Annotated in this window: 18 protein-coding genes and 2 pseudogenes; 8 read left to right on the top strand and 12 right to left on the bottom strand. The window is 59.5% G+C overall.

Going from position 1 to position 22,601, the window contains the following annotated elements; genetic code table 11:
* The first annotated feature begins 59 nt into the window (after positions 1-59).
* Positions 60-977, top strand: a complete 918-nt coding sequence (locus ATN84_RS25280) for an MBL fold metallo-hydrolase (RefSeq protein ID WP_068885294.1) — start codon at positions 60-62, stop codon at positions 975-977.
* 183 nt (positions 978-1,160) lie between these two features.
* Positions 1,161-1,913, top strand: coding sequence for an SDR family NAD(P)-dependent oxidoreductase (locus ATN84_RS25275; RefSeq protein WP_068885293.1), 753 nt, complete (start codon positions 1,161-1,163; stop codon positions 1,911-1,913).
* Positions 1,914-2,041: 128 nt separating this feature from the next.
* On the opposite strand, the gene ATN84_RS25270 is transcribed toward ATN84_RS25275, so the two are convergent.
* The 5 genes from ATN84_RS25270 to ATN84_RS28100 form a co-directional block, all read right to left on the bottom strand.
* Positions 2,042-2,746, bottom strand: coding sequence for a response regulator transcription factor (locus tag ATN84_RS25270; protein ID WP_068885292.1), 705 nt, complete (start codon positions 2,744-2,746; stop codon positions 2,042-2,044).
* A gap of 2 nt (positions 2,747-2,748) precedes the next feature.
* On the bottom strand, positions 2,749-3,126 hold the full coding sequence (locus tag ATN84_RS25265) for a response regulator transcription factor (protein WP_068885291.1): 378 nt from the start codon (positions 3,124-3,126) through the stop codon (positions 2,749-2,751).
* Positions 3,123-3,770, bottom strand: a complete 648-nt coding sequence (locus tag ATN84_RS25260) for a response regulator transcription factor (protein ID WP_068885290.1) — start codon at positions 3,768-3,770, stop codon at positions 3,123-3,125. The genes ATN84_RS25265 and ATN84_RS25260 overlap by 4 nt, the downstream gene beginning before the upstream one ends.
* 241 nt (positions 3,771-4,011) lie before the next feature.
* Positions 4,012-8,007, bottom strand: coding sequence for a PAS domain-containing protein (locus ATN84_RS25255; protein ID WP_068885289.1), 3,996 nt, complete (start codon positions 8,005-8,007; stop codon positions 4,012-4,014).
* 628 nt (positions 8,008-8,635) lie between these two features.
* A complete protein-coding gene (locus tag ATN84_RS28100) occupies positions 8,636-8,839 on the bottom strand; it encodes a hypothetical protein (RefSeq protein WP_068885287.1) in 204 nt (67 codons plus the stop codon).
* On the opposite strand from ATN84_RS28100, the gene ATN84_RS27960 reads away from it, so the two are divergent.
* Positions 8,763-9,125 (top strand): SDR family NAD(P)-dependent oxidoreductase, encoded by a 363-nt coding sequence (locus ATN84_RS27960; RefSeq protein WP_342027702.1) that lies wholly within the window; start codon positions 8,763-8,765, stop codon positions 9,123-9,125. The two genes, ATN84_RS28100 and ATN84_RS27960, sit on opposite strands and share 77 nt — an antisense overlap.
* A 168-nt stretch (positions 9,126-9,293) precedes the next feature.
* Here ATN84_RS27960 and ATN84_RS25235 read toward each other — a convergent pair whose 3' ends face one another.
* From ATN84_RS25235 to ATN84_RS25210, 7 genes and pseudogenes are all read right to left on the bottom strand, one after another.
* The gene (locus ATN84_RS25235) at positions 9,294-10,739 is read right to left on the bottom strand and encodes an FAD-binding oxidoreductase (RefSeq protein WP_068885285.1); all 1,446 of its coding nucleotides are present in this window, start codon (positions 10,737-10,739) and stop codon (positions 9,294-9,296) included.
* Positions 10,740-10,757: 18 nt separating this feature from the next.
* Positions 10,758-11,942, bottom strand: a pseudogene (locus ATN84_RS25230) (TRAP transporter large permease); the annotation flags it as partial.
* 231 nt (positions 11,943-12,173) lie between these two features.
* Positions 12,174-13,470 (bottom strand): annotated as a pseudogene (locus ATN84_RS25225) (IS110 family RNA-guided transposase).
* A 113-nt stretch (positions 13,471-13,583) separates the two neighbouring features.
* Positions 13,584-13,709, bottom strand: coding sequence for a hypothetical protein (locus ATN84_RS28050; RefSeq protein WP_280139626.1), 126 nt, complete (start codon positions 13,707-13,709; stop codon positions 13,584-13,586).
* A complete protein-coding gene (locus tag ATN84_RS25220) occupies positions 13,709-14,224 on the bottom strand; it encodes a TRAP transporter small permease (protein ID WP_068885282.1) in 516 nt (171 codons plus the stop codon). Before ATN84_RS25220 ends, ATN84_RS28050 begins: the two co-directional genes overlap by 1 nt.
* 60 nt (positions 14,225-14,284) lie before the next feature.
* Complete coding sequence (locus ATN84_RS25215) at positions 14,285-15,304, bottom strand: TRAP transporter substrate-binding protein (protein WP_068885281.1); 1,020 nt, start codon at positions 15,302-15,304, stop codon at positions 14,285-14,287.
* Between the two features lie 127 nt (positions 15,305-15,431).
* Positions 15,432-17,159, bottom strand: a complete 1,728-nt coding sequence (locus ATN84_RS25210; protein WP_068885280.1) for a dihydroxyacetone kinase family protein — start codon at positions 17,157-17,159, stop codon at positions 15,432-15,434.
* Between the two features lie 268 nt (positions 17,160-17,427).
* Between ATN84_RS25210 and ATN84_RS25205 the strand changes: the two genes are divergently transcribed.
* The 5 genes from ATN84_RS25205 to ATN84_RS25185 all read left to right on the top strand — a co-directional run bounded on the left by ATN84_RS25205 (position 17,428) and on the right by ATN84_RS25185 (position 22,576).
* Positions 17,428-18,240 (top strand): IclR family transcriptional regulator, encoded by an 813-nt coding sequence (locus ATN84_RS25205; RefSeq protein ID WP_068885364.1) that lies wholly within the window; start codon positions 17,428-17,430, stop codon positions 18,238-18,240.
* Between the two features lie 108 nt (positions 18,241-18,348).
* Positions 18,349-19,314, top strand: coding sequence for a tripartite tricarboxylate transporter substrate binding protein (locus ATN84_RS25200; protein ID WP_068885279.1), 966 nt, complete (start codon positions 18,349-18,351; stop codon positions 19,312-19,314).
* A gap of 61 nt (positions 19,315-19,375) precedes the next feature.
* On the top strand, positions 19,376-19,861 hold the full coding sequence (locus ATN84_RS25195; protein WP_068885278.1) for a tripartite tricarboxylate transporter TctB family protein: 486 nt from the start codon (positions 19,376-19,378) through the stop codon (positions 19,859-19,861).
* Entirely contained in the window at positions 19,855-21,360 is a 1,506-nt protein-coding gene (locus ATN84_RS25190; protein WP_082766503.1) for a tripartite tricarboxylate transporter permease, read from the top strand. Before ATN84_RS25195 ends, ATN84_RS25190 begins: the two co-directional genes overlap by 7 nt.
* Positions 21,361-21,595: 235 nt before the next feature.
* On the top strand, positions 21,596-22,576 hold the full coding sequence (locus ATN84_RS25185) for a Bug family tripartite tricarboxylate transporter substrate binding protein (protein ID WP_068885276.1): 981 nt from the start codon (positions 21,596-21,598) through the stop codon (positions 22,574-22,576).
* Positions 22,577-22,601 lie beyond the last annotated feature (25 nt).

Here is a 22,601-nt window from a genome sequence, read left to right as displayed (position 1 = left end):
AAACAGATTTGAACACGCAAAGATGCCCCGTGTAGGCGGCGGATCAACAGGAGAGAAACATGAACCTGAATAACACCTTACACCCTAGCAAGCCTGGGACCGAAGAGTTGGTGCCGTCGCGCTACGCGGTGCAGGTCGGCGAAATTGAAGTGCTGGTGATCAGCGACGGAGTACTGCCGCTCCCAACAGAAATGCTGGGACATAACGCAGACCCCGCCGCCCGGGCCGCCTGGCTGGGCGACATGTTCTTGCCGGCGGATGCTTTCGACTGGTCGCTGAACGTGGCCCTCGTGCGTAGCGGTGATCAGACGATACTGATCGACGCCGGGCTGGGACTGGACCCGAATTTGAACTTGCCGCGGGCCGGACAGTTGGTCAAGCGGCTGGACTCAGCCGGTATCGATCTTGCGTCCGTGACCGACTTGGTGCTTACGCACTTGCACATGGACCACATCGGCGGTCTCCTCGTCGAAGGCGTGAAAGACCGGCTGCGGCCGGACCTGCGGATCCACGTGGCGGCCGCCGAGGTCAAATTTTGGGAGTCGCCCGACTTCACCCATGTCCACATGCCGCAGGGTTTTCCGGACGCACTCAGGGCAACCGCCAAGCGGTTCATAGAAGAATATCGGAGCCATCTGCGGCAATTCGATGATCGATATGAGGTGGCGCCAGGAGTGGTCGTCCATCGCACTGGCGGCCACACTCCCGGACACAGTATCGTCCGTCTGGCATCTGGCGGCGAAGGCCTGACATTTGCCGGTGATGCCATTTTTGCGGTCGGGTTCGATCATCCCGACTGGTACAACGGCTTCGAGCACGACCCCGAAGAGGCGGCTCGCGTTCGTGTCCGTCTTCTGACGGAGCTGGCGGCGACCGGCGAACAGCTGGTGGCCACTCACCTGCCGTTCCCGTCCGTTGGACGGGTGGCGGTTGACGGCGACGCCTTTCGTTGGGTGCCGGTCTTCTGGGACTACTGATCGCTAGTTGAGTAAGGGCGAACCAAGGCGCGGACTCATTGGGTTAATGAGTCCGCGTGTCGTAGTTGTTGCAACTGACCTTCCCGGCGAGCGATCCGATCACGGTGTTTTTTCCTGAACGTTCGCCGGAAGCCCGCCACCCCGACAATCTACCCAGCCAGGAAGCTAACCAGGATCGAGTTCATGTCTGCACTAGATAACAAAGTCGTCATCGTCACCGGTGGAAGCTCCGGTATCGGCCGCGCGGCAGCGCTGCGCTTTGCCAGCCAAGGTGCGAAGGTCATCGTCACGGGACGTCGCTCGGTGATGCTGGAGAAGACGGTCGCCGAGCACCCAGACATAACCGGCTTCGTCGCCGATGCCGCGGAGCCCGAGGATGCCCCGCGCACCATTGCGAAGGCAATCGACACATGGGGCCGTCTCGACATTCTCGTCAACAATGCCGGCGCTGGCGCTCTCATGCCTCTGGGCGACGTTACCGCTGAGAAGATCACGAACATCTTTGCCGTGAATGTCGTCGGTCCAAGCCTGCTGGCTGCGGCGGCACTTCCGCATCTGGCGACGGCGAGGGGAGCCATCATCAATATCTCGAGCACATTCGGCCACAAGCCGGGGGCTGGTCTCTCCCACTATGCCGCCAGCAAGGCGGCGCTGGAACACCTGACCCGCTGTTGGGCGCTCGAACTCGCGCCACAGGGCGTGCGTGTCAACGCCGTCGCTGCCGGCCCGACCGAATCGGGAGCGCTGACGGGCATGATGGGGCTCTCTCCTGAGCATGCAGCGGTTATCGAGGAAGCGGAACGCGAGCAGATACCGCTCCAACGACGCGGCACTCCGGACGACGTCGCAAGATGGATTATCCATCTGGCCGATCCGGGATCGGAGTGGGTGACCGGGCAGGTGATCGCCGTCGATGGAGGCCTGGCACTTACCTGATCACGCTCAGACACGGCGGTCAGGAGTAGTAGACCTCCCACCGTTGAAGGCCGCGCATTGCAGGGACACTGAAGGAAACCTCCCATCCGCAACCGTTCTTCCGGCGCCTGGCAATCCGGTCGCCGGGTTCAAGCCAAGGTCTTGGTCGTGCCTGCCTCGCGCATCGGCGCGGGTAATGTTTCCCATGCACGGATCAGCTCCCCGATGGAAGCAGCTTCCATCTTGCGCATGACATTGCCGCGATGCAGTTTAACAGTCACTTCGCTGATACCAAGGTCGAAGGCGATCTGCTTGTTGAGGCGTCCGCGCGCCACCTGATGCAGCACCTCGCGCTCGCGCGGTGTTAGCGTCCCAAGCCGCTCGATGTTGCGTTTGACGATCGCTGCTTCCGCCCGCCGTGCGGCATCCGTCGCAATGCCCGCAAATACAGCATCAAGCAATGTCTGGTCCCGCACCGGCTTGGTGAGAAAATCGACAGCGCCGGCTTTCATCGCCTGGACGGTCATCGGAATGTCGCCGTGCCCGGTCAAGAAGATGATTGGCTTGGGATTGCCGTTCTGGGCCAGATGCTGCTGCAAATCGAGACCGCTTGCTCCCGGCATGCGAATATCGAGGATCAGGCAGCCAAGGCTATCCAATACGTCGGCTTCAAGCAATTCGCGCGTCGAGGCGAAGCAAACCGGCTGGAAACCCACCGACAGGATCAACTCCGCCAGTGCCTCCCGAACGGATGCATCGTCATCGACAATAATGACGAGCGGCGGCTCCGCTTCACTTCTTCGCTGCTGCGATAACGGTGCCGATCTCCGCGGGAGCGGCTGTTCAATTCTCATGCTCACCCTCCATTTTCTCGATCGTTTAAGGCATCTCCGACGGCCGCAAGCAGGGCCTGGGCATCGAAAGGCTTGCGGAAGAAACCGCGGATGCCCAGGGCGCGGTCCTGGTCCGCTATCTCGTGGCGGCCGGTGATCAAAAACACCGGGAGTTCTGGACGTGCCTTCTTCACCAGATCACGAAGTTCAAAGCCGTCCATGCCAGGCATGCCGATATCCGTGATGAGCACGTCCATGCCCGATAGCCCGCTGGCGAGCAGCGATCCCGCTGACGGGAAGCCGTGCGCGGCATAGCCCGCCGACTCCAGAAGATCCTGCAGTGATTCAAGCAGCCTTGGATCGTCATCGACAACCGCGATAACCGGTCTTCGCTTACTCATGTGCCGCCCCCTCCCGCCCGGCGCGAATGAGTGATCGGTATTTCCAACCGCTCAGCGATACGCACGAGATCTGCGAGCGATGCCGCTCCCATTTTCTGCATGACGTTCCTTCTATGAATTTGCAGCGTGACCTCGCTGATCCCCAGTTCAGCAGCCGCCTGCTTGTTGAGAAGACCGCTCACCACCAGTGGCAGCACTTCACGCTCCCGAGGCGTCAGGTCGAGATAGCGTTGCCTCAGCACGCCGAGTTCGGCGCGTTCCGATCTCTTCTCCCGATCCTGGGCGATCGCCGCGTGGATCGCGGCTATGAGATCCGCATCGCAGAACGGCTTGGTCAGGAAATCCACCGCGCCGTGCTTGATCGCACGCACCGAAGACGGGATGTCGCCATGTCCCGTTATGAAAACGATCGGCGGATGATCCCCCTCCGCGATCTGCCTCTGCAGATCCAGGCCATTGATATCGGGCAACTCGACATCGAGGATAAGGCAGGCTGGGATATCAGGCTTTTCCGCGCCGATGTAGCGGCTGGCCGATTCGAACGCGATAGCACGCATGCCGTGCGAGGCAAGCAGTTCACCAAGCGCCTCCCGAATGCGTTCATCATCGTCCACGATGAAGACAATTTGGTTATCCGTCGTCATGACGCCGCTTTCGCCTCGACCGGCAACGTGAAGATGAATATCGTCCCACGCAGTTCTCTCTCCTCCGCCCAGAACCTCCCATGAGACGCGGTTATCGCGAGCTCACGGCATACCCTAACCCCGCCATACCCCATGCGCACCTTATGGAAATCCATGCATCGCCTGGAGATATGACGAGATCGCCCGATATTTCTTGAAAGCGCACCCGTTATGGACGACGAAAGTCCGTTATTCTTAGCCGTCATGCCGCCGCCTTCGCTTCAACGGGCAACGTGAAGATGAATCTTGCTCCGTGCGGCTCGTTCTTCTCCATCCACAACCGGCCGTCGTGAGACTCGATGATGGATCGGCAGATCGCCAACCCCATGCCCATTCCATTCCGCTTCGTCGTGAAGAACGGCTCGAATATTTTCTCCGGAAACTCGATGCCGCCGCCGCGATCGCTGATCTCCGTCTGGATCGCATCCTCCACCCTGCGCACACGTATCCCGAGAACCCTGTCGCCCGCAGTGGAATCCATCGCCTCCATCCCATTACGGATGAGATTGATCAGAACCTGCTGAATCTGGACGCGATCGAGCGCGACAAGCGGAAGGTCGCTTTCGATATCGACGTCCATGCGAACACGATACCGCAACGCCTCCTCGGCCATGAGCTCAAGCGCCTCGGCAATAACGCTGTCGAGCGTCGCGTTCGTCCTTGTCTCCACGGATTGCTTGAACAAGGCACGAATGCGGCTCACCACATCGGCGGCGGCATTTGCGTCACGAATAATACGCTCCACCGTCTTCTGAGCACGTTCCAGATTTGGCGGCTCGGCCGTGAGCCAGCGCTGGCAGGCATGCGAGTTGGCAACGACTGCCGCCAATGGCTGATTGACCTCATGGGCGATTGATGCCGAAAGTTCAGCAAGGCTTGCCGCCTGGCTGGCACGTGCGAGGCTCTCTTGCGCCAGACGCAGCTGTTCCTGCGTCCGAACCTCGCTATCAATGTCCAGGCAGATGACATTCCACTGCACAATGGCGCCTTCGGCGTTGCGCATCGGTGCGGCGCGCATCTCGACCCAGCGATATTCGCCATCGAAGCGGCGCAGGCGATGTCTCCGCGCATAGGGCTCGCCGGTGACCAGCGAATGCGCGTATTTCTCTTTGACACCAGCCAGGTCGTCGGGATGGACGCTTGTCTCCAGGGTGCCGGTCAATCGGGACTTTTCCGTTCCGCCCAATTCTTCAAGCTCGTATCCCAGGAATTCGCGAAGTTGCTGGCTGCGATATATCGGCTCGCAATTCGGCCCGACACAATCGAGCATTGCCGGTAGCGTTTCGACAAGCTGGCGGAGTGTGCGCTCTCTTTCGCGCAACGCCTGCTGCGCGCGCATCTCGTCTTCGAGGTCGATTGAAATGATATACCACTGCACGACCGCGCCATTCGCGTCGCGCAATGGTTGTGCGCGAGCCTCTATCCAGCGATAGACGCCTTGCTTGTCGCGCCGGCGGAACCGGTTCACGAAAGGCTGGCCGGTCGCAAAGCCATCCGACGCCCTCCGGTGCATTGACGAGAAATCTTCAGGATGAGCGAGGTCCCGGGCGAGCGCATCGAAATCCCGAATATGTGCCATCGGCGAACCGACATTCTCCAGATACCGCTTGCTGGTATAGGTGATCTTGCCTGAAGGAGCGAAGCTCAGGATGTTGATTGGCAAGGCATCGATCATTTGCTCCAGCTGCCGCTCGCTTTGCTGCAGGGCTTCCTGCGCGATCACCAGATCGTGGATATCCACGCTAACGCCGTACCACTGGAGGATGGCGCCGTTATCATCTCTCAACGGCTCCGCGCGGGTCTCGGTCCAGCGATAATTGCCGCCGGATCGGAGCTGACGATATCTCTGAACATAGGGGACGCCTGTCTTGAATGAATGGTTGACGGCCTGGCGGGCCACATCTCTGTCGTCGGGATGGATCACGCTCAGGGACGGCGATCCATCAGGTGCGGTGATATCCTCGAGGGTGGCCCCCGTTACATCCCTGAAGCGCTTGTTGACGTAGGACGGCGTTCCATCCGGCGTTGTGGCCCAGATCAAGGCGGGCACGGCGTCGATCAGTTGCCGGAGCTCGCGCTCCCGGGCGCGCAATGCTTCCTGGGCACGCATCTCATCGTCGATATCGATGGAAATGGCATACCATTGAAGAATAGCTCCATCCTGGTCCCGCACCGCCTCACCGCGACCATCGACCCAGCGATATTCGCCGTCCGCGCGGCGCATGCGGTATTTCATAAAATAGGGCTCGCCGGTAGCAAGGGAGTGGCGGACCGTCTGCAGCAGGCTAGCTGCGTCTTCGGGATGGACGAGGGTCTGCAAGGCCGCCGCGAGCCTGGTCATGCCGGGCTTGTCCAACTGCGATACGTCCCTCAAGCCGAAGAAATCGAGCAGGCGCTTGTTGAAGAATGTCGGCTTGCCTTCCGGCGTCAGACGCCTGATCTGGACGGGAACCATGTCCACAAGCTGCTGGAGCTCCCGTTCCCGGTCGCGCAACGCCTGCTGCGCGCGCACCTCTTCGTCGACATCGATGGAAACCTGGTACCAGTGCACGATTGTTCCATCTTGATCGCGCAAGGGCTGTGCGCGCGCCTCTATCCAGCGATAACTGCCATCTTTCCAGCGCCGACGATATCGCTTAATGAAGGTGTTGCCCGTTTTGAGGCTGTTGGCTGATGCACGCAGCACCTCAGGAGCATCTTCGGGATGAATCAGCTCTTGCGCCACCCTCGTCATATCTTCGAAGTTAGCCCCGGGGAGGCCGAGATCCTCCGAAGATCGCTTGTTGACGTAGGCCAGCTTGCCAGCCGGCGTCCAGCTCCAGATGTGGACCGGCAAGGTGTCGACAAGCTGCCGAAGTTCCCGTTCCCGATCGTGCAACGCCTGCTGAGCGTACACCTCATCGTCAATATCATGACACAAGCCGTACCATTGGACGATGCGGCCGTCTTGATCGCGCATCGGCTCCGCCTGACTTGACATCCAGTGATAGACGCCGTCGGCGCGGCGCAGGCGATAACGCATTGAAAAAGGCTCGCCGGTCACGAGGCTGCGGCCGATTGCGTCCCTAAACCCCGCCGCATCGTCCGGATGAATGGAAGCCTCTATCATCGCCGCCAGCCGGGTCATCCCCGGTTTGTCCATCTCCGGTACGTCCAGGCCAATGAACTCGACCATGCGCTTATTGAAGAAAGTCGGTTCGCCATCGGGTGTCAGACGCCAGACATGGCTCGGAACCATGTTTACGAGCTGTGACAGTTCCCGCTCACGCTCACGCAATGCGTCCACGCCTTGGTGCAATGTGAGCACCGCCAGTTGATGCTGTCGGGATATGGCAGCCACGATGAGCGCCGAAAATGCCGAGATGGCCAGGAATAGCTGCAGCATTACCTGCTTATGCCTCCGCGACCCCGGATCACCGGCAAATTGGCTGACGCCGGATATTGTGAATACCGCCGTGATCAGGGCAAGCAAGGTCAGGGTTACGGCGACGCCCTTGAACTCGAAGCGCACCGCCACCCAAAGGAGGGGCGGCATGATGATGTAGGCAAAGGGCAGGTAACCACTCAGGGAAAGGGCGGCGACACCGAGGAATATCAGTCCCACGATGCAGGCTTCCACCCATTGTGCGGCCGAGAACCGAGCTTTGCCGCGCCAGTTCTGCAACACGACCAGCGCCAGTGGCGCCACGATCAGGACCCCGGTGGCGTCCCCGATCCACCACAAGGGCCAGGCCGCCACGAAGGATTGCGACTGGACGCCGAACCAAGCAAGCGTCGCACTTCCGATAGTCGCGCTTATAACAGGCGCAATTCCTGCGCCCGCCACGATAAATGCGAGAGCTTCCCGCAGGGTTTCCAACCGAACCGGTCGCCCGCAGAACCGGTTCACGAGCCATGCGCCGACCACCGCTTCAAGAGCATTGCCGGTATAGATCAGAAAGGCTGCACGCAGCGGACTATCAAACCATAGGGCATTGCTAAACAGTTCAGCCAGGCAGCCTCCCAGCACCCACCACGGCCAGCTTGGGCCGGGGGTGAGGACAAGCGTGGCGATGAAAAGCCCGCTCGGAGGCCAAATGGAAATACCCGTTCCCGGTACGATCGCGAGCGACTGGGCGAATCCGCTGCCCAACACATAGGACACAATAAAAAGCCCCAGATACGAGAATCGCGGACGGTGCGACCAGACGCGCATCATTTGGTTCCTCCTGCCGAATAGGGAAGCCTGGGGACTATCAGCGCTCAATATAGCATTTGTTCTCGGTATCTGGTCTGGCGAACGCACCGCCTCACCGTAATCCCGCCGCCGCTCAGACGCATCTCATGGAAATCCATGAGATGCACTTGGCCTTCGGGATGATGCTACGAATACAGACCGCGACTTCCGATGTGTTCACCGACGATGTCAGCTTTCGAACATCGGCAAAGATTACCGCTATGGTCGACATTGGCGGCGCAAAGCTGCCGTGCCGGGCAAAGGGTGTTCGAGATAGTGTGCTACGTGGCAAATGCAAACGGCCGCCGTGAGGCGGCCTAAGCATCTGATTATACGTCAATTTCTAATGATTTATGCTTGAACTGGTTGCGGGGGCAGGATTTAATCATTAGTTGCAACAAACACGTCTCTCCTATGATTCACTAGAGATATTTTTCATCGGTGACTGTGGTGAATTATTTCGTACTGCAACATAGAAGCATACGTGTTTATTCCCGCTCTCGAACGAGATTGAGTTGAGAGACCTTTCGAGATGTATAGCGGTTCGTTAGGGGCCGATTGCCGACTGGTGGCTTTCGGGCATCTACCAAACAAAGCTGACGTTTATCACTCAGCGCTTTCCGTCGCTTAAGTGGGTCCTGAACAGGCGTACCTCCGTCTCCGATTGCACGCCGCAGTCGGGCAAATGCTTCCTCGTCACCGGCGCGAACAGCGGCATCGGCTTGGAGACGGCACGCGTGTTGGCGAAACGCGGCGTGCGCGTACTGCTTGCCCGCCGCGACAGGGCAAAGGCGGAGGCCGCCATGGCAAGCATTCGGGCGGAAGCCCCCCACGCCGATCTCGCCTTCCTGCCACTCGATCAGGCGGATATCGAAAGCATACGCGGCGCGGCGGCACTCGCCGCGAAGGCGCCGCGCATCGACGCGCTGATTAACAATGCCGGCGTGACGGTTCCGACGTGGAAGACCACCCGGCAGGGGTTCGAGCTCCAGTTCGGCGTCTGCTGCCCAAGCTCCGCGAAACCCCGGGATCGCGGATCGTCATCACCAGCAGCGGGCAACACAAGGGCGCGACCATCGAATGGGATGATCTGGGGGTAGAGAAAAGCTATCGCGGCACGAGCGGATCCACGCATGTGCTCCGAGCTAACCTATGGTCCAGGATCAACGATGTTCTGCAGTTTTCCGGTGTCTTGCCGGGCCGGTGCGCCGAAGAGCCGCTTACTTCGCGGCTGAACTGCGAAACGCTCTCATAGCCGACCGGGTAGGTCACGCTCGATCGGTGAACTCGGTGCCACGATCAAAGTGATTGAATCCAGGCAGAATCTTTCCCGGATTGAATAGCCCGTCCGGATCGATCGAAGACTTGATGAGGCGCATCAGCGCAATGGCCGGTGCGCCGTGTTCGGCCATCATGAACTTTGTTTTGCCATAGTCGATGCCGTGTTCGCCGGTGCAGGTGCCACCGAGCGAGAGCGCATGGAAACCCAGCCGCGAAGCCAATTCTTCCGCCTTTTGCCGCTCCGCTGCGTTTTCGGGATCGATCACGTAGCTCATATGGAAATTGCCATCGCCGACATGCCCGAGTGTGCTTACCGGAAATGGAGCATCGGCGGCGTCGGTCCGTGCGAATTCGATGCAGTCCACCAGCCTGGAAATCGGCACGCAGACATCGGTACCCCAGATCTTTGCTCCTGGACGCAGCGCCATGATGGCGTAATGGAAATCGTGACGCGCCTGCCAGAGCTTGCTGCGCTCCTCCGGCGACGAAGCCCAGGCAAAGGCCGCACCGCCGTTGGCGGTGGCGATCTCGCCTGCTCTTTCCGCCTGTTCCTCGACGCCAGTCCAGGAACCATGGAATTCGAAGAACAGCGCTGGCGCCACAGGATAATCAAGCCCGGCGAAGCGATTGACGGCATCCATACCCACCTGATCGATGAATTCAATCCGGGCGACCGGAATGCCACTCTGGATCGTCTCGATCGCTGCGTTCACCGCCGCAGCGGCATTGGGAAAGCTGCAGACCGCCGAGACGATGGCCTCGGGAATCCCGTGGAGCTTGAGCGTGATCTCGGTGATGATCCCGAGCGTCCCCTCCGATCCTATGAAAAGCCGGGTGAGATCATATCCAGCCGACGATTTGCGGGCGCGATTGGCGGTCTTGACGATGGAGCCATCAGGCAGGACCACGGTAAGCGCCAGCACATTCTCCCGCATCGTGCCGTAGCGCACCGCATTGGTGCCAGACGCGCGGGTGGCTGCCATGCCGCCGATCGTTGCGTCGGCGCCGGGGTCCACGGGAAAGAACAGGCCCGTATCGCGGATATAACTGTTCAACTGCTTGCGCGTCACGCCGGCCTCGACAGTGACGTCCATATCCTCCGGCCGGACCTCAATGATCCGACCCATGCGGCTGAGATCGATGCAGATACCGCCTTGAAGGGCGGCCGTGTGCCCTTCAAGCGAAGTTCCCGCCCCGAACGGTACGACCGGAATGCTTTCGCGCCGCGCCAGTTTCGCGACCGCGGAAACCTCCTCTGTGGTTTCGGGAAAGCAGATAATGTCTGGTGGAAAGGAGGGATGATAGCACTCTCCCTTGCCACGCACATAGAGATCGGATGGTGCAACCGAAATGCGGCCGCCGACCAGGCTCGCAAGTTCCTTGACGATTAACGCCGGCAGGCTCGTGATCGGGCGCGCAATATCGCTATCCATACTCTTTCCCCGCATAGTTTAATTCAGTCCGAACAGACGCGGCAGCAACAGCACGGTCTGTGGAATATAGGTGATGATCATCAAGACCGCGATCGCCGCCAGCATGAAAGGCCACATGCTGCGGACGATCTTTTCCAGTGGAACACGGGTGACGATCGAGCCGGTGAAAAGGGCCGCTCCATAGGGCGGCGTGATGAGGCCGATCACCAGATTGAAGACGACGACCACGCCAAAATGCACCGGGTCTATGCCGAGCTTTACCGCAAGCGGCATCAGCATAGGCACGATGATAAAGATGGCCGGCAGCATGTCCATGACCATGCCCCAGAGGAGCAGGAAAACGTTGATGATCAGGAGGATCACATATTTGTTGTCGGTGATGCCGAACAGGAGGCTGGCGATAAGCTCAGGCACCTTCTCCGCCGCCAGCACCCAGGAAAAGACCGCGGATGCACCAGAAAGCAAGAGAACCACGGCAGCGAGTGTGCCAGAGCGCACGAAGAGCAGGACGAGGTTTTTCCAGTCGAGTGCACTGCCCTTGCTCACCACGAGCAACAGGAGGCCGTAGGCGACCGCGGCCGCCGATGCTTCCGTCGGAGTGAAGAGGCCCGTCAATATGCCGCCCAGTATGATGAAGGGCATGGCCAGGAAAGGGACCGACTCCAGGCAAATGGTGGCGAATGCACGCGGCGATAATTTTTCGTCCCGTGCCGGGCGCATCCCGCGCGATGTGAGAATGACGACGATCGCCATCGCGACGGCGACAAGAACGCCGGGCACCGCACCACCAACCAGGAGCCCGCCGATCGAGGTTCCAGTGATCGCGCCGACCAGTACCATCGGAATGCTGGGCGGAATGATGGCTCCCTTGATGGAAGCGGCAACGGCGAGCGCCGTAGCGAAGGGCCGAGCAAAACCACCGCTCTCCATCATGCGCACCTGCATCCGCCCGAGACCGGCGATCTCGGAAATGGCGGAACCCGAGCAGCCGCCAAACAGCATGCTGGAAACAATCGTCACATAGCCCACGCCGCCGCGAAAACGGCCAACGATCGCATTGGAGAATTTGAGCATCCTCTCCGCAGTGCCAGAAACGACCATGAGATCGCCGGCGAGCATAAAAAAGGGAATGGCCAGCAGGGTAAAGCTGTCTATGCCGATGAAGAACTGCTGCACCACGAGATAGAGCGGCTGCCCGACAAAGAGGAAATAGACAACGTCCTAAGAGCGGAAGGAAATGAGGCAGAGGGTCAAAACGTCTCTGTCCGCCAGCATGCTCTCGCTGCATGGCGCTCGTCAAGATGCATGGCCGAACCAGGCGGCTTCCACGAGCAAGGGAAAAGGTCTCGTCCATAGCAAACACAGGGTCCATCATTGTGGCCCTCACCGTCCTCAACACGAGCTTCTGATCCAGGCGGAAGACCCGAGCATTATCTACAGGGTCATCGTTTGCGATGCCCTCACGGCTCTAGCTGACAGTGGTTCTTCCACCTGGCACCCGCCCTTCGACAAAGGGCCGGTAGTCTGAACCACCTTTGATGACCGCGTGCACGACACGGGCCATCTTGGCGGTAATTGCGGTCATTGCCTTACGGCGCAGATCTGGATTGTCGCGATCTCTTGCTATGTAGCGTTCGAATTTGTGCCGGAAGCCGTTCTCTCGCTGGCGGACAGCAACTTGCCCGGCGATCCACAGGGTGCGCCGCAGCCGAGCATTGCCGAACTTTGAAAGCCGGGTCTGACCGCGGTATTGGCCAGACTGCTGTGTCGACAGGTCCAGTCCACAGAACTTGAGAAACTGGCGGTGATGGTGAAAGCGACGAAGATCTCCGGCTTCGGCAATGATCGTCAGCGCATTGATTGGCCCGATGCCCGGGATCTGCCGTAGGAGTTGATAGTCGTGACTGTGCCGCAGCAACTCATCGGCCTGGGCCTCGATCTCATTGCGCTGCCGGATCAGGCTGCGTGCTTCGGCAACAACCATCCGGAACATGCGAATGGCAGGGGCATCAAGCGGTAGCGGCAGTCCGATCGATGTACGCGCCATCTCGTAAATATCCATAAGAATCTGTGTCTTGCTGACCTTGCGACCGACGACATCCCAGGCTGCTGTTACGAACTCTTCCTTCGTCAGCGCCGTGATGCTGGCCGGTGTTGGAAAGGCATCGAGAAACGCGAAAAACCAATCGCTACGGCTGTTTCCCCTGATGCGCTCGATCTCGGGAAAATACAGCGGCAGGTAATGCGTCAGGATACGATGCTGGATCTCGGTCTTGGCCTTGGCGATCGCTTCATGCGTCTTCGACAGTTCCTGTACGTCGTTGATGCCGGCACGCAGCGGATCATGATAGGCCTGCGTCGCCTGGATCCTAAGCATATGCAAGATCACCTGCGCATCCTTGGGATCGTTCTTGTCCCAGCCGTTATGCAAAGCCTCCCTGGTTCGAGCCAGAGCCAATGATGACACCAGCCGCACCTCGAAGACCGCTTCAGCCAGCCGCCATGCGATGGGTCGGTGATAATTACCAGTTGCTTCGAAACCGCAAACGATCGGTCGACCATACGATTGGAGAATCTCAATCAGCCGATCGTGTTCCGCGCGATTGTTAAGGACCTGCAGCCGACGACGGCGCTTGTCACCAGGTACTTCGATCAGAACTTCATTGCGCACCTTGGCGATGTCGATCGCTACCAGTACGGCATCAGCGGGTATAGTGTTGGAAATGGTCATGGTCGGTCTCTCCGGAATGGGTTGTGAGCATTCGCATTCTAGAGAAATTCTGACTGGCCATGGCCGCCTCAAGCGGTGCGCGCTTGCAGCGAAAAGCTGCGCGCACCGGCGTCTCACTTGCCGAGGCTCATCCCTTCCGTAGGTGCTATGGTGCTTGCCAGCATTGCGAAAGAAAGCGGTACGCCGGCCACCATCATGGCAAAGAACGTGACGAGCAGAAGAGCAAGTGGCGAAACCATCAATGGGTGCCCTCCCCGCCATCATTGATCTCTTCGGCAAGCTTCGGTGCAAGATGCGCTCCGATCAGTTGCAGGAGCCCCAGCCCCGCACCAACGGGATAGGCGAGATAGATCCAGAAATAGGAGATGCGCAGCGCGGGCGTACGCATGATCCCTTCCTCGATGGCAAGCTGGATACCTTGAACAAGGAGAACGATGAGCGTTCCCAGGACCACCGCATCGCTTATGACAGAGAGCCATTTGCCGCCGCGAACGGGCAGCATATCGGCAAACATGGTAAGCCGCGGATGCTGGTAAAGCCGTATGGCGAGGGCGCTTCCCGTCAGCACGAGAAAGAACATCATGAAGCGCGCCGTCTCCTCGCCCCAAAATGGTGGCGCATCGAGCACATAGCGCGCCACGATTCCATAAAAGACGAGGACGGACATTGCCGCGAGAATCGCGCCTACGATAATGGCGTTGAGCCAGAAGAACAGTTTGTCGGCAAAGCGGCAGACGGAAAGAAACCTGGTCATCTCATCCCCCGTGGAAGGACCCGGCGCGCCATCGGCACGCCGGCATCGACGAAAGCGCCCTTATTTGGACGCTGTTTCCACATGGCTGAAGAACCCACCGACGAATTCCTTGCCGTACTCCTTCTCGGCCCAGCCGCGCACGGTGCCTGTTGTCGCGTCCCGAAATTTCGCCATCTGTTCGGCGGTCGGCGCATAAGCCTGCATGCCATTTTCCTGCAATGCCTTAAGGGCGAGCACATCCTGCACGGCGCCGATGCCCGCATAGGCGAGCGAGGCTTCCTTGTTGGCTGCCACCACGGCCGTTTTCAGGTCATCTGGAAGCGACTGGTACCATTTCTCGTTGACGAAAATGCCCGCTATGGTCATGAGATGCCCTGACAGGGTCAGATGTTTTTGCACCTGGTAGAACTTCTGCTGCAGGATTGTCGCGAGCGGATTTTCCTCGCCATCGACGACGCCGGTCTGCAGGCTCGAATAAAGCTCCATGAACGGGATGGGCGTCGGTGTCGCACCGAGAGCCCGCATCATCTCCTGGTGCGGCACGATCTCCTGCGTGCGCATCTTCAGCCCCGCGAGATCGGCCGGTTCCCGAATCTCCCTGGATGCGGTTGTGAAATTGCGGAAACCGTAGGGTTCGAAGCCAAGGATCCGTACGCCGGTCTCCGCCGCGATGTCGTCGACCAATTTTCTCATATAGTCGTTGTCGGTCGAAAGCGTGTCCACCATCTGCGCACGAGTGCTATAGAGAAACGGCAAATCAAGAACGCCAAGCTTGGGATAATAGAGCGAGGCGAAAACACCCGACGAAAAGCTTGCCACGCCGATCGTACCTCGGCGGATCTGCTGCGCCATCGATTTGGCGTCGCCAAGCTGGCCGTTGGGGAAGAGATCGACCTTCATGCGCCCACCGCTCAGACGCTCCAGTGCATCCTTGAAGACATAGGCATGGGCGGCTGCGGCATTTTCCCCCGGCTGGTCGACATCGGCAAAGCAATATTTGATTGTATATTCCTGCGCGGACGCCGTTCCGGCGATGAGCATGGCTGCCGAGGCGACAAACGCCAGCAAGATGGATTTCATAGATTTTTCCTCCCTTTGAAGCGGGCTCCCACTGGCCCGCGAACACAGTTTTCCTGGCGCCTATCTCCTCCGGTACTGGCGTCCGGCTCGTGACCTGAAAGCTTCTGATTTTCAGACGGGCGTGATTTCAGGCAGATGCGCGTTGGATAGCCGAAGCTCTCAAGACTTCGGCTATGGCCTCCATCCAGATCGCGACCGCTACTGCACCGCCATCGGGCGTGCCGACCGCGCGGTCCCCGAGATAACTTGCGCGGCCAAGGCGCGGCTTCATGTTGGCGGTGGCCTTTGCAGCTTCACGGGCGCTCGCGGCCGCATGCTGCCAGGAGCGTTCACCTGTCTCGCCCGCCTCCTGTGCCTGCCGCCATCCATCGAGCGCGGCGGACAAGGCGTCAAACATCGTCCGGTCACCCGGTTTCGCGCCACCGATCTCGGAAACGGAATGGACCGCATCGGCGAAGGCCGCTCCCCATTGCGCGGTATCCGGCATGGAGATGCCAGAAAGACGCCGGGCCGCCCGCACTAGCGCCGTGGCATAAAAAGGACCGGAGCTGCCGGCGATGGTGCGCCGAAGCGTATTGGCCATGGCGACGAAGAGCGTCTCTGGCGTCGAGAAAGCGGAAGACGGCAGCGCCCGCAATGCCTGGGCGCCTCGTTCCATGCTGGCACCGAGATCACCATCGCCAGCAAGACTGTCCAACTCGGTCAGATGGCTCTCCGCCTGTTCAAGTGCATCGGCCACCGCGTCAACGACTGTCTTGAGCTGCGTGGAAACCGGCCCGGGAGCAGACGTCTCCGGCGTTGCATCGGCAGCCGGGTGCGCCGACATCACATTGTTGCGGCGTTCGGCAATATCACCCGGTCCAGGCCAGGCCGCCGCCCTGGACGGTGCATCGAGAAGAGAAATCCGTTCTTCATCGAGGGGAAGAAGCGACAGGGAACACCCCGGCATTTCGAGCGCGGTCATGAAATTGCCGACCCATGCCTTTGCCACCCGGCATCCACGCGCCCGCAAGACCGAAAGCGCCTGACGCGCAACTATGGAAAGCTCCATGGGCGGCGTTGCGCCAAGCCCGTTGACAAAAAGAGCCACACTTCGCGTCCCGAACGGACCCATATCGGTAAGCAGCGTGTCAACAATCTGGTCTACGATCTTGTCCGCGCTCTGAATGTGACTGCGCCGCACGCCCTTTTCGCCATGAATGCCAAGACCGAACTCGATCTCGTTCTCGCCTAGTTCGAAGCTCGGCTTTCCGGCGGTAGGCACGGTGCAGGCACCCAGCCCGATACCCATCGTCGCAACCTCGCTGGCTGCCGAACGCGCCAACCGCGCAACGTCGGCGAGAGGCAAGCCCTTCTCGGCAGCGGCACCGGCGATCTTGTGGACGAGAACAGTACCGGCAATGCCGCGCCGGCGGTCGCGCGCCACGATATCGCGCAGGGCCACGTCGTCGGCGACGATCATCGTTTCTGTCGGGATTCCTTCTTTGCGGGCAAGCTCCGCGGCGAGCGAGAAATTCAGCCTGTCACCGGTATAGTTCTTGATGATCAACAGCGCGCCGGCAGGTCCGGCGGAGGCAAGGATGGCCGCGAGAACCGCGTCGACGCTCGGTGATGTGAAAACGTCGCCGGCAACCGCGGCTGTCAGCATTCCCTCACCCACATAACCGGCATGAGCCGGTTCGTGTCCGCTGCCACCCCCGGAAATGACAGCAACCTTGCGGTCTGCCGGCTCTGGCAGATCGCCGCGCAGAATGACATTCTCGTCGGCAAGCAATGCCAGATGCGGGGAAACGTCGGCGAGACCTTCCAGCATTTCGCGAACGGCCGCACGCGGATCATTGATCAGCTTTTTCACGATTCCTCCCTCTACGCAATCGCAAGAATTGCTTTATATCCCACATACTGGGATTAGTCAGAAATTTTTGTCACTTTGTGCCACTATAAATGTGCATGGTCAACATCGAATTTTGAATCCCGGAAAGAGCGACATATATCGATGCCTCGATCATAAAATCTGCTATGTGGAAGAATCTCGGCGCGAGACTGGCCAATTATTGAGCACAATGGCACAATCTCGCGGGGCAACAACAGGCCGACAGGAGCATCAAACGGCAATGAATGATATGAGCGACAAACCGCGGGCCGAAGAGGCGGACGCCGACGGCGGGCGCGACGGCGGAACCAAATCCTTCTACAAGATGGCGGCGGTGCTCGATTGCTTTACCCGGGCCAAGGGCCAGCTTTCGATCACCGATCTCGTCGAGATGACCGGCATGCCACGCACGACGATCCATCGGATCGTGGCGTCACTGCGCGATATCGGGCTGATCGATCAGGACGGGCGGCGGCATGACTATCGTCTTGGGCTGAAGATGTTTTACTACGGCAGCGTCGTGCTCGCCAATCTCGACCTCAACCGCCATGCCCGGCCCCATGTACTCAATCTCCATCAGATTACGGGCGAAGTCGTTCATCTTCATATGTTCGACGGCAGCCAGATGGTTTGCATCGAACGCGAGGAAATGGGCGAGACGCGCCTGACCACGCTGACGACGATCGAGGCCGCGCCGACATATTGTACCAGCGTTGGCAAGGCGTTTCTCGCGTTTCAGCAAGATAATCTCATCCGCCGCGTCGCTGCCGAGGAGGGCTTGCAGCAGCGCACGGAATATACCCTGACCACCATCGACGCACTGCTCGATGACCTCAGGAAAATCCGCGAGCGGGGTTATGCGATCGACAATGAAGAAAACGAGATTGGCATCCGCTGCGTCGGAGCACCGATCCGCGATTCGCGCGGGCAGATCTTCGCTTCAGTTAGCGTCTCGGGACCGGCCGAACGCATGCCGCTAACCCGCATCCAGGGACTGGCGCCGACCGTCATTCAGACCGCGGACCAGATTTCCCGAGAGCTGGGATGGAATGGACGCCGCTAGATTTGGCATATAGCAGACGAAAACCTCTCTTATTCCGGAATATGGGATTGACATATCTATAATATCGTCATATCCCTCGAATGAACCTGTAGATTGGGGAGGAGATCGATGGGCACATTCCGCACCTTTACTGCGTCTTTCATGATATTGGCCGCGGCTACGGGCGCGGCCTCGGCTGGCTTTTTCGAACGGCCGCTGACCGTCATCGTTCCGGCAGGAGCCGGCGGCGGTGGCGATACCACGACGCGCATCCTGGCGCGCGAACTCGAAAAAGGGCTCGGACAGCCGATCACCATCATAAACCAGGGCCAGGGCGGCGGCGTGGTTGGGCTTACCAACCTTCGCAATGCGAAACCCGATGGGTATACGGTCGGGCTGCTCTTCCCTTATGCGGGATACAAGCTCACCGGACAGGCGGATTTCAAAGGCTCCGATTTCACGCCGATCGCTAATTTCAACGGCGATTCCTCATCGCTGCTGGTCAGCGCGGACTCCAAGTTCAGCAATTTGAAGGAGGCGCTCGATGCACTGAAGGCAGACCCGGCCACCTTCAAGATTCATTGCAGCGGCGGCTGCGGCAGCGTCTGGGACATTCCTGTTGCCGGCATGATGCTCGATTACGGGATCGACGTCTCGAAAATCAACTGGATACCAGGGCAAGGGGCGGCCAGCGGCTTGACCGAGCTCGCCTCCGGCGGCGTCGATTTCCAGACGGCGTCACTGCCTGAAGCATCGTCACTGATGCAGGCTGGCCGTGTCCGCGCGCTTGCCGTCCTGAGCCCCGAGCCTGTCGCAGGCTTCGAGAATGTGCCGCTCGCCGGCACCACGGTGGGATACCCGGTTGACGGTGGCACCTGGCGCGCAATTGGTGGCCCGGCAGGCATGCCTGCCGATGCCGTCAAGGCCTGGGAAGACGCAATCCACGCTGTGGTTCAGTCGGAGGATTTCCGCTCTGCGATGCAAAAGGCCAATTTCGGCGTGAAATGGCTCGATGCCTCGCAACTGAAGGCGCTCATGGAGCAGCATGAGGCAGAGACCGCACGTGTGATGGGCGCGCTCGGCTACGGCCAATGATATCTGACGGGGCGGGTTCGCCAGGGCGCCCGTCCTATTTTAACCCGGACGGGTGAATCCAATGAAAGTGCATGACCTTATCGTCGGCATGGTGTTCATGCTATTGGGCATCTTCGTCGCTGCCTATTCCCGGACATTCGCCGCGCCACGCAATCTCAGCTATGGTCCGGGCTTCTTCCCGCTCCTCGTCGGCACCGGCCTGTCACTGGTCGGACTTGCGATCGTCTGGCAGGGGCTGCGAAACCATAAAACCTCACCGATCGTGGTTCCGCCGGACTGGACGAAGAGCGCGAGGTTCGCCCTGCGCTTCTGGATTATTCCCGGTGTGATCGTCTTCTATATCGCGTTCGTGGATCTCCTCGGCTTTCTCATCACGGCGACATTAATCCTCACGTCCGTTATCGCGGCAAGCGGCGCGCCGAAGACGAAAGCGCTGATCGTCGGCTTTCTGGTCGCCGCGGTAATGAACATCGGCTTCGCCTCGATCCTTCATGTGCCGCTCCCCTGGGGCCCCCTCACCTCGATTTCCGGATGGCTGATATGGTGAACCCGTTCACAATTCTTCAACAGATCAACGATCCTCATCTTCTGTTGGTGATTTTTGCCTCCGCTGTCTACGGTCTCGCCATCGGCGCGATACCGGGCCTGACCGCGCTGATGGCAACCGCCCTTCTGGTGCCCTTCATCATCTTCATGGAGCCATTGCCGGCCATCGCCTCAATCATTACGGCGTCGGCCATGGCCATCTTCGCCGGCGACATTCCGGGCGCGATGCTGCGCATGCCTGGAACGCCGGCATCCGCTGCTTATACAGACGATGCACATGATCTGACGCTCAAGGGCAAGACAGTCATGGCGCTTGGAGCAGGTCTTTTCGCTTCAGCCGCAGGCGGCCTCCTGAGCGCCATCGTGCTGACGCTCGCCGCGCCGTCGCTTGCCCGCATAGCTCTCGCTTTCTCCAGCGTTGAATATTTCTGGTTGGGCGTATTGGGGCTGAGTTGCGCCACCTTTGTCGCCGGTCCTTCGTTGCTCAAGGGTCTTGCGTCACTCTTCCTCGGGCTCTCGCTTGCAACAATCGGCATGGACCCGGTTTCCGGCATCCCGCGCTTTACCTTCGGCTCCACCAATCTGATGGGCGGGCTCGGCCTCATACCCGTGCTGATCGGCCTTTTCGCCATCTCGGAATTGTTGCGCAATGCCAATGCCGAATTTCACGGCCGCGCCAATACGCACCGCATGGGACCGATCTTCTCGACCATAAGCGAACGGCTATGGCCACATAAGGTGGGCGTGCTGCGCGGCGGCCTGATCGGCACCGTGGTCGGTGCACTACCTGGAGCCGGTTCGGATATCGCGGCCTGGATCTCCTACGCCATCGCGCGGCGCGGCTCGCGGATTGGTCGCAACGATGACGAAAAAGGCGCCGTCGAGCGTATCATGTCGGCAAGTGCTGCAAACAATGCCTCGCTTGGCGGGGCCTATATTCCGGCCACGGTTTTCGGTATTCCGGGCGATGCGATTACCGCGATCGTCATTAGCGTCATGTTCATCAAGGGCATCAATCCCGGTCCGACGCTGTTCCTCAATAATCCCGAGACAATCTATACGATCTTCGCGATCTTCTTCATCGCCAATCTCCTGATCGTTCCACTCGGCATTTTGTGTATCCGGGGTTTCGGCCTCATCCTCAAGTTACCGACGAACTACGTTTCTCCCGTCATCTTGATGTTCTGTATCCTGGGCGCTTTCTCGGTGGAGAATACGCTGTTTGCAGTTGGTCTGATCGCGCTGTTCGGTGTTCTCGGCTATCTGATGGAGGCCAATGGTGTTCCCCTCGCGCCGGCCATTCTCGGCCTGATTCTTGGGCCGCTGATCGAGCAGACCTTCATGACCACCATGCTGAAATCGCAAGGCGATCTCACGATCTTCTTCGAACGACCGATCGCCGCGGCAATCGGCGTCTTCACTATCGTGGTCTGGCTGGCCGCCATCGGTATGAAAGCCTTCGGCGGCGCTGCGAAGCGTGAGATGCACTCTCACGTGTAGCGCCGGCCGCATCGCGTCAGTCAGCTTCCAATCTTCAAGACACATCGATCTGCATGGGCAGCCGCTCATTGCCGCTCCACGCGCTACCCTTGATATTCGGAATACAGCACAAAATTGTAACTCATATCCCAAAAAACATGTTTTTGACCATTGCGAAATATTAAATCCGCTAATAGGGTATAAGTGAATTCACTTAAATGTTTTGTTCCACAATATGGAATATAGGGAGGAGAGTATGACTTCGATTAGAAACCTGCTGACAACTGCCGCCGCCTGCGTTGTCCTGGCCGTCGCGACGCCGGCACGTGCCGAATGGCCCGAACGACCGGTAACGCTGATTGCGGTTGCGGGTGCGGGGGGTGGAAGTGATTACACGATGCGCCTGCTCGCACGTGAACTCGAAGAGAATACCGGACAGCCGTTCAATGTGATCAACCAGGGCCAGGGCGGTGGCGTGATCGGCTACACGACTTACAGCACGGCGGCGAAGGACGGCTATACGCTTGGCCAGCTTTCGCCCTTTGCCCAGTTCAAGCTACTCGGGCAGGCCGACTTCACCAGCGAAAGCTTCACCCCTGTCGCCCAGTTCAACGCCGATCCCGCAGCCGTGCATGTGGCGGCCAATTCCAAGATCAAATCACTCAAGGATATCGTGGCGACGCTGAAAGCGGATCCCTCCAGCCTGAAGATCTCCTGCGGCGGCACCTGCAGCGCGAGCTGGGATATTCCCTTCGTCTCGCTGATGCTCGAGGAAGGCGTTGATGTCGCCAAGATCAATCTCATTCCCGCCCAAGGCTCGGCAGCAGGGCTACAGGAGCTCGTCTCCGGCGGCATCGACGTTGTCCTCTGCTCGATCCCCGAGACGGATTCCCTGACCTCGGCAGGCCTCGTCAAGACCGTCGGCGTGCTCAGTGCCGAACGGCTTGAGAAATATCCTGATGTCCCGACCGCCGAGGAGGAAACCGGCAAAGCCGTAACCGGCGGCACCTGGCGCGGCATTGCCGGTCCTGCAGGCATGGATCCCGCGCTCGTCGCCCAAATCGAGGCCGCGGTGCACAAGGCATTCAATTCCGAGCGCTTTCAGTCCGGCATGAAGGATCGCGGCTTTGGCGCTGTCTGGCTGGGAACCGCCGATTTCACCGCTTTCATCAAGCAGCACGAAGACCAGACGAAGCGCGTCATGAACGCGCTTGGAACGGCGGAAGTCGCCGACTGAACCGAATTTCGCCTCCACAGGCCGC

Source organism: Paramesorhizobium deserti (genome assembly GCF_001558695.1).
Lineage (GTDB): Bacteria > Pseudomonadota > Alphaproteobacteria > Rhizobiales > Rhizobiaceae > Paramesorhizobium > Paramesorhizobium deserti.
Note: the sequence above shows the minus strand (reverse complement) of the source record. Positions and strands in the feature narration are given on the sequence as shown.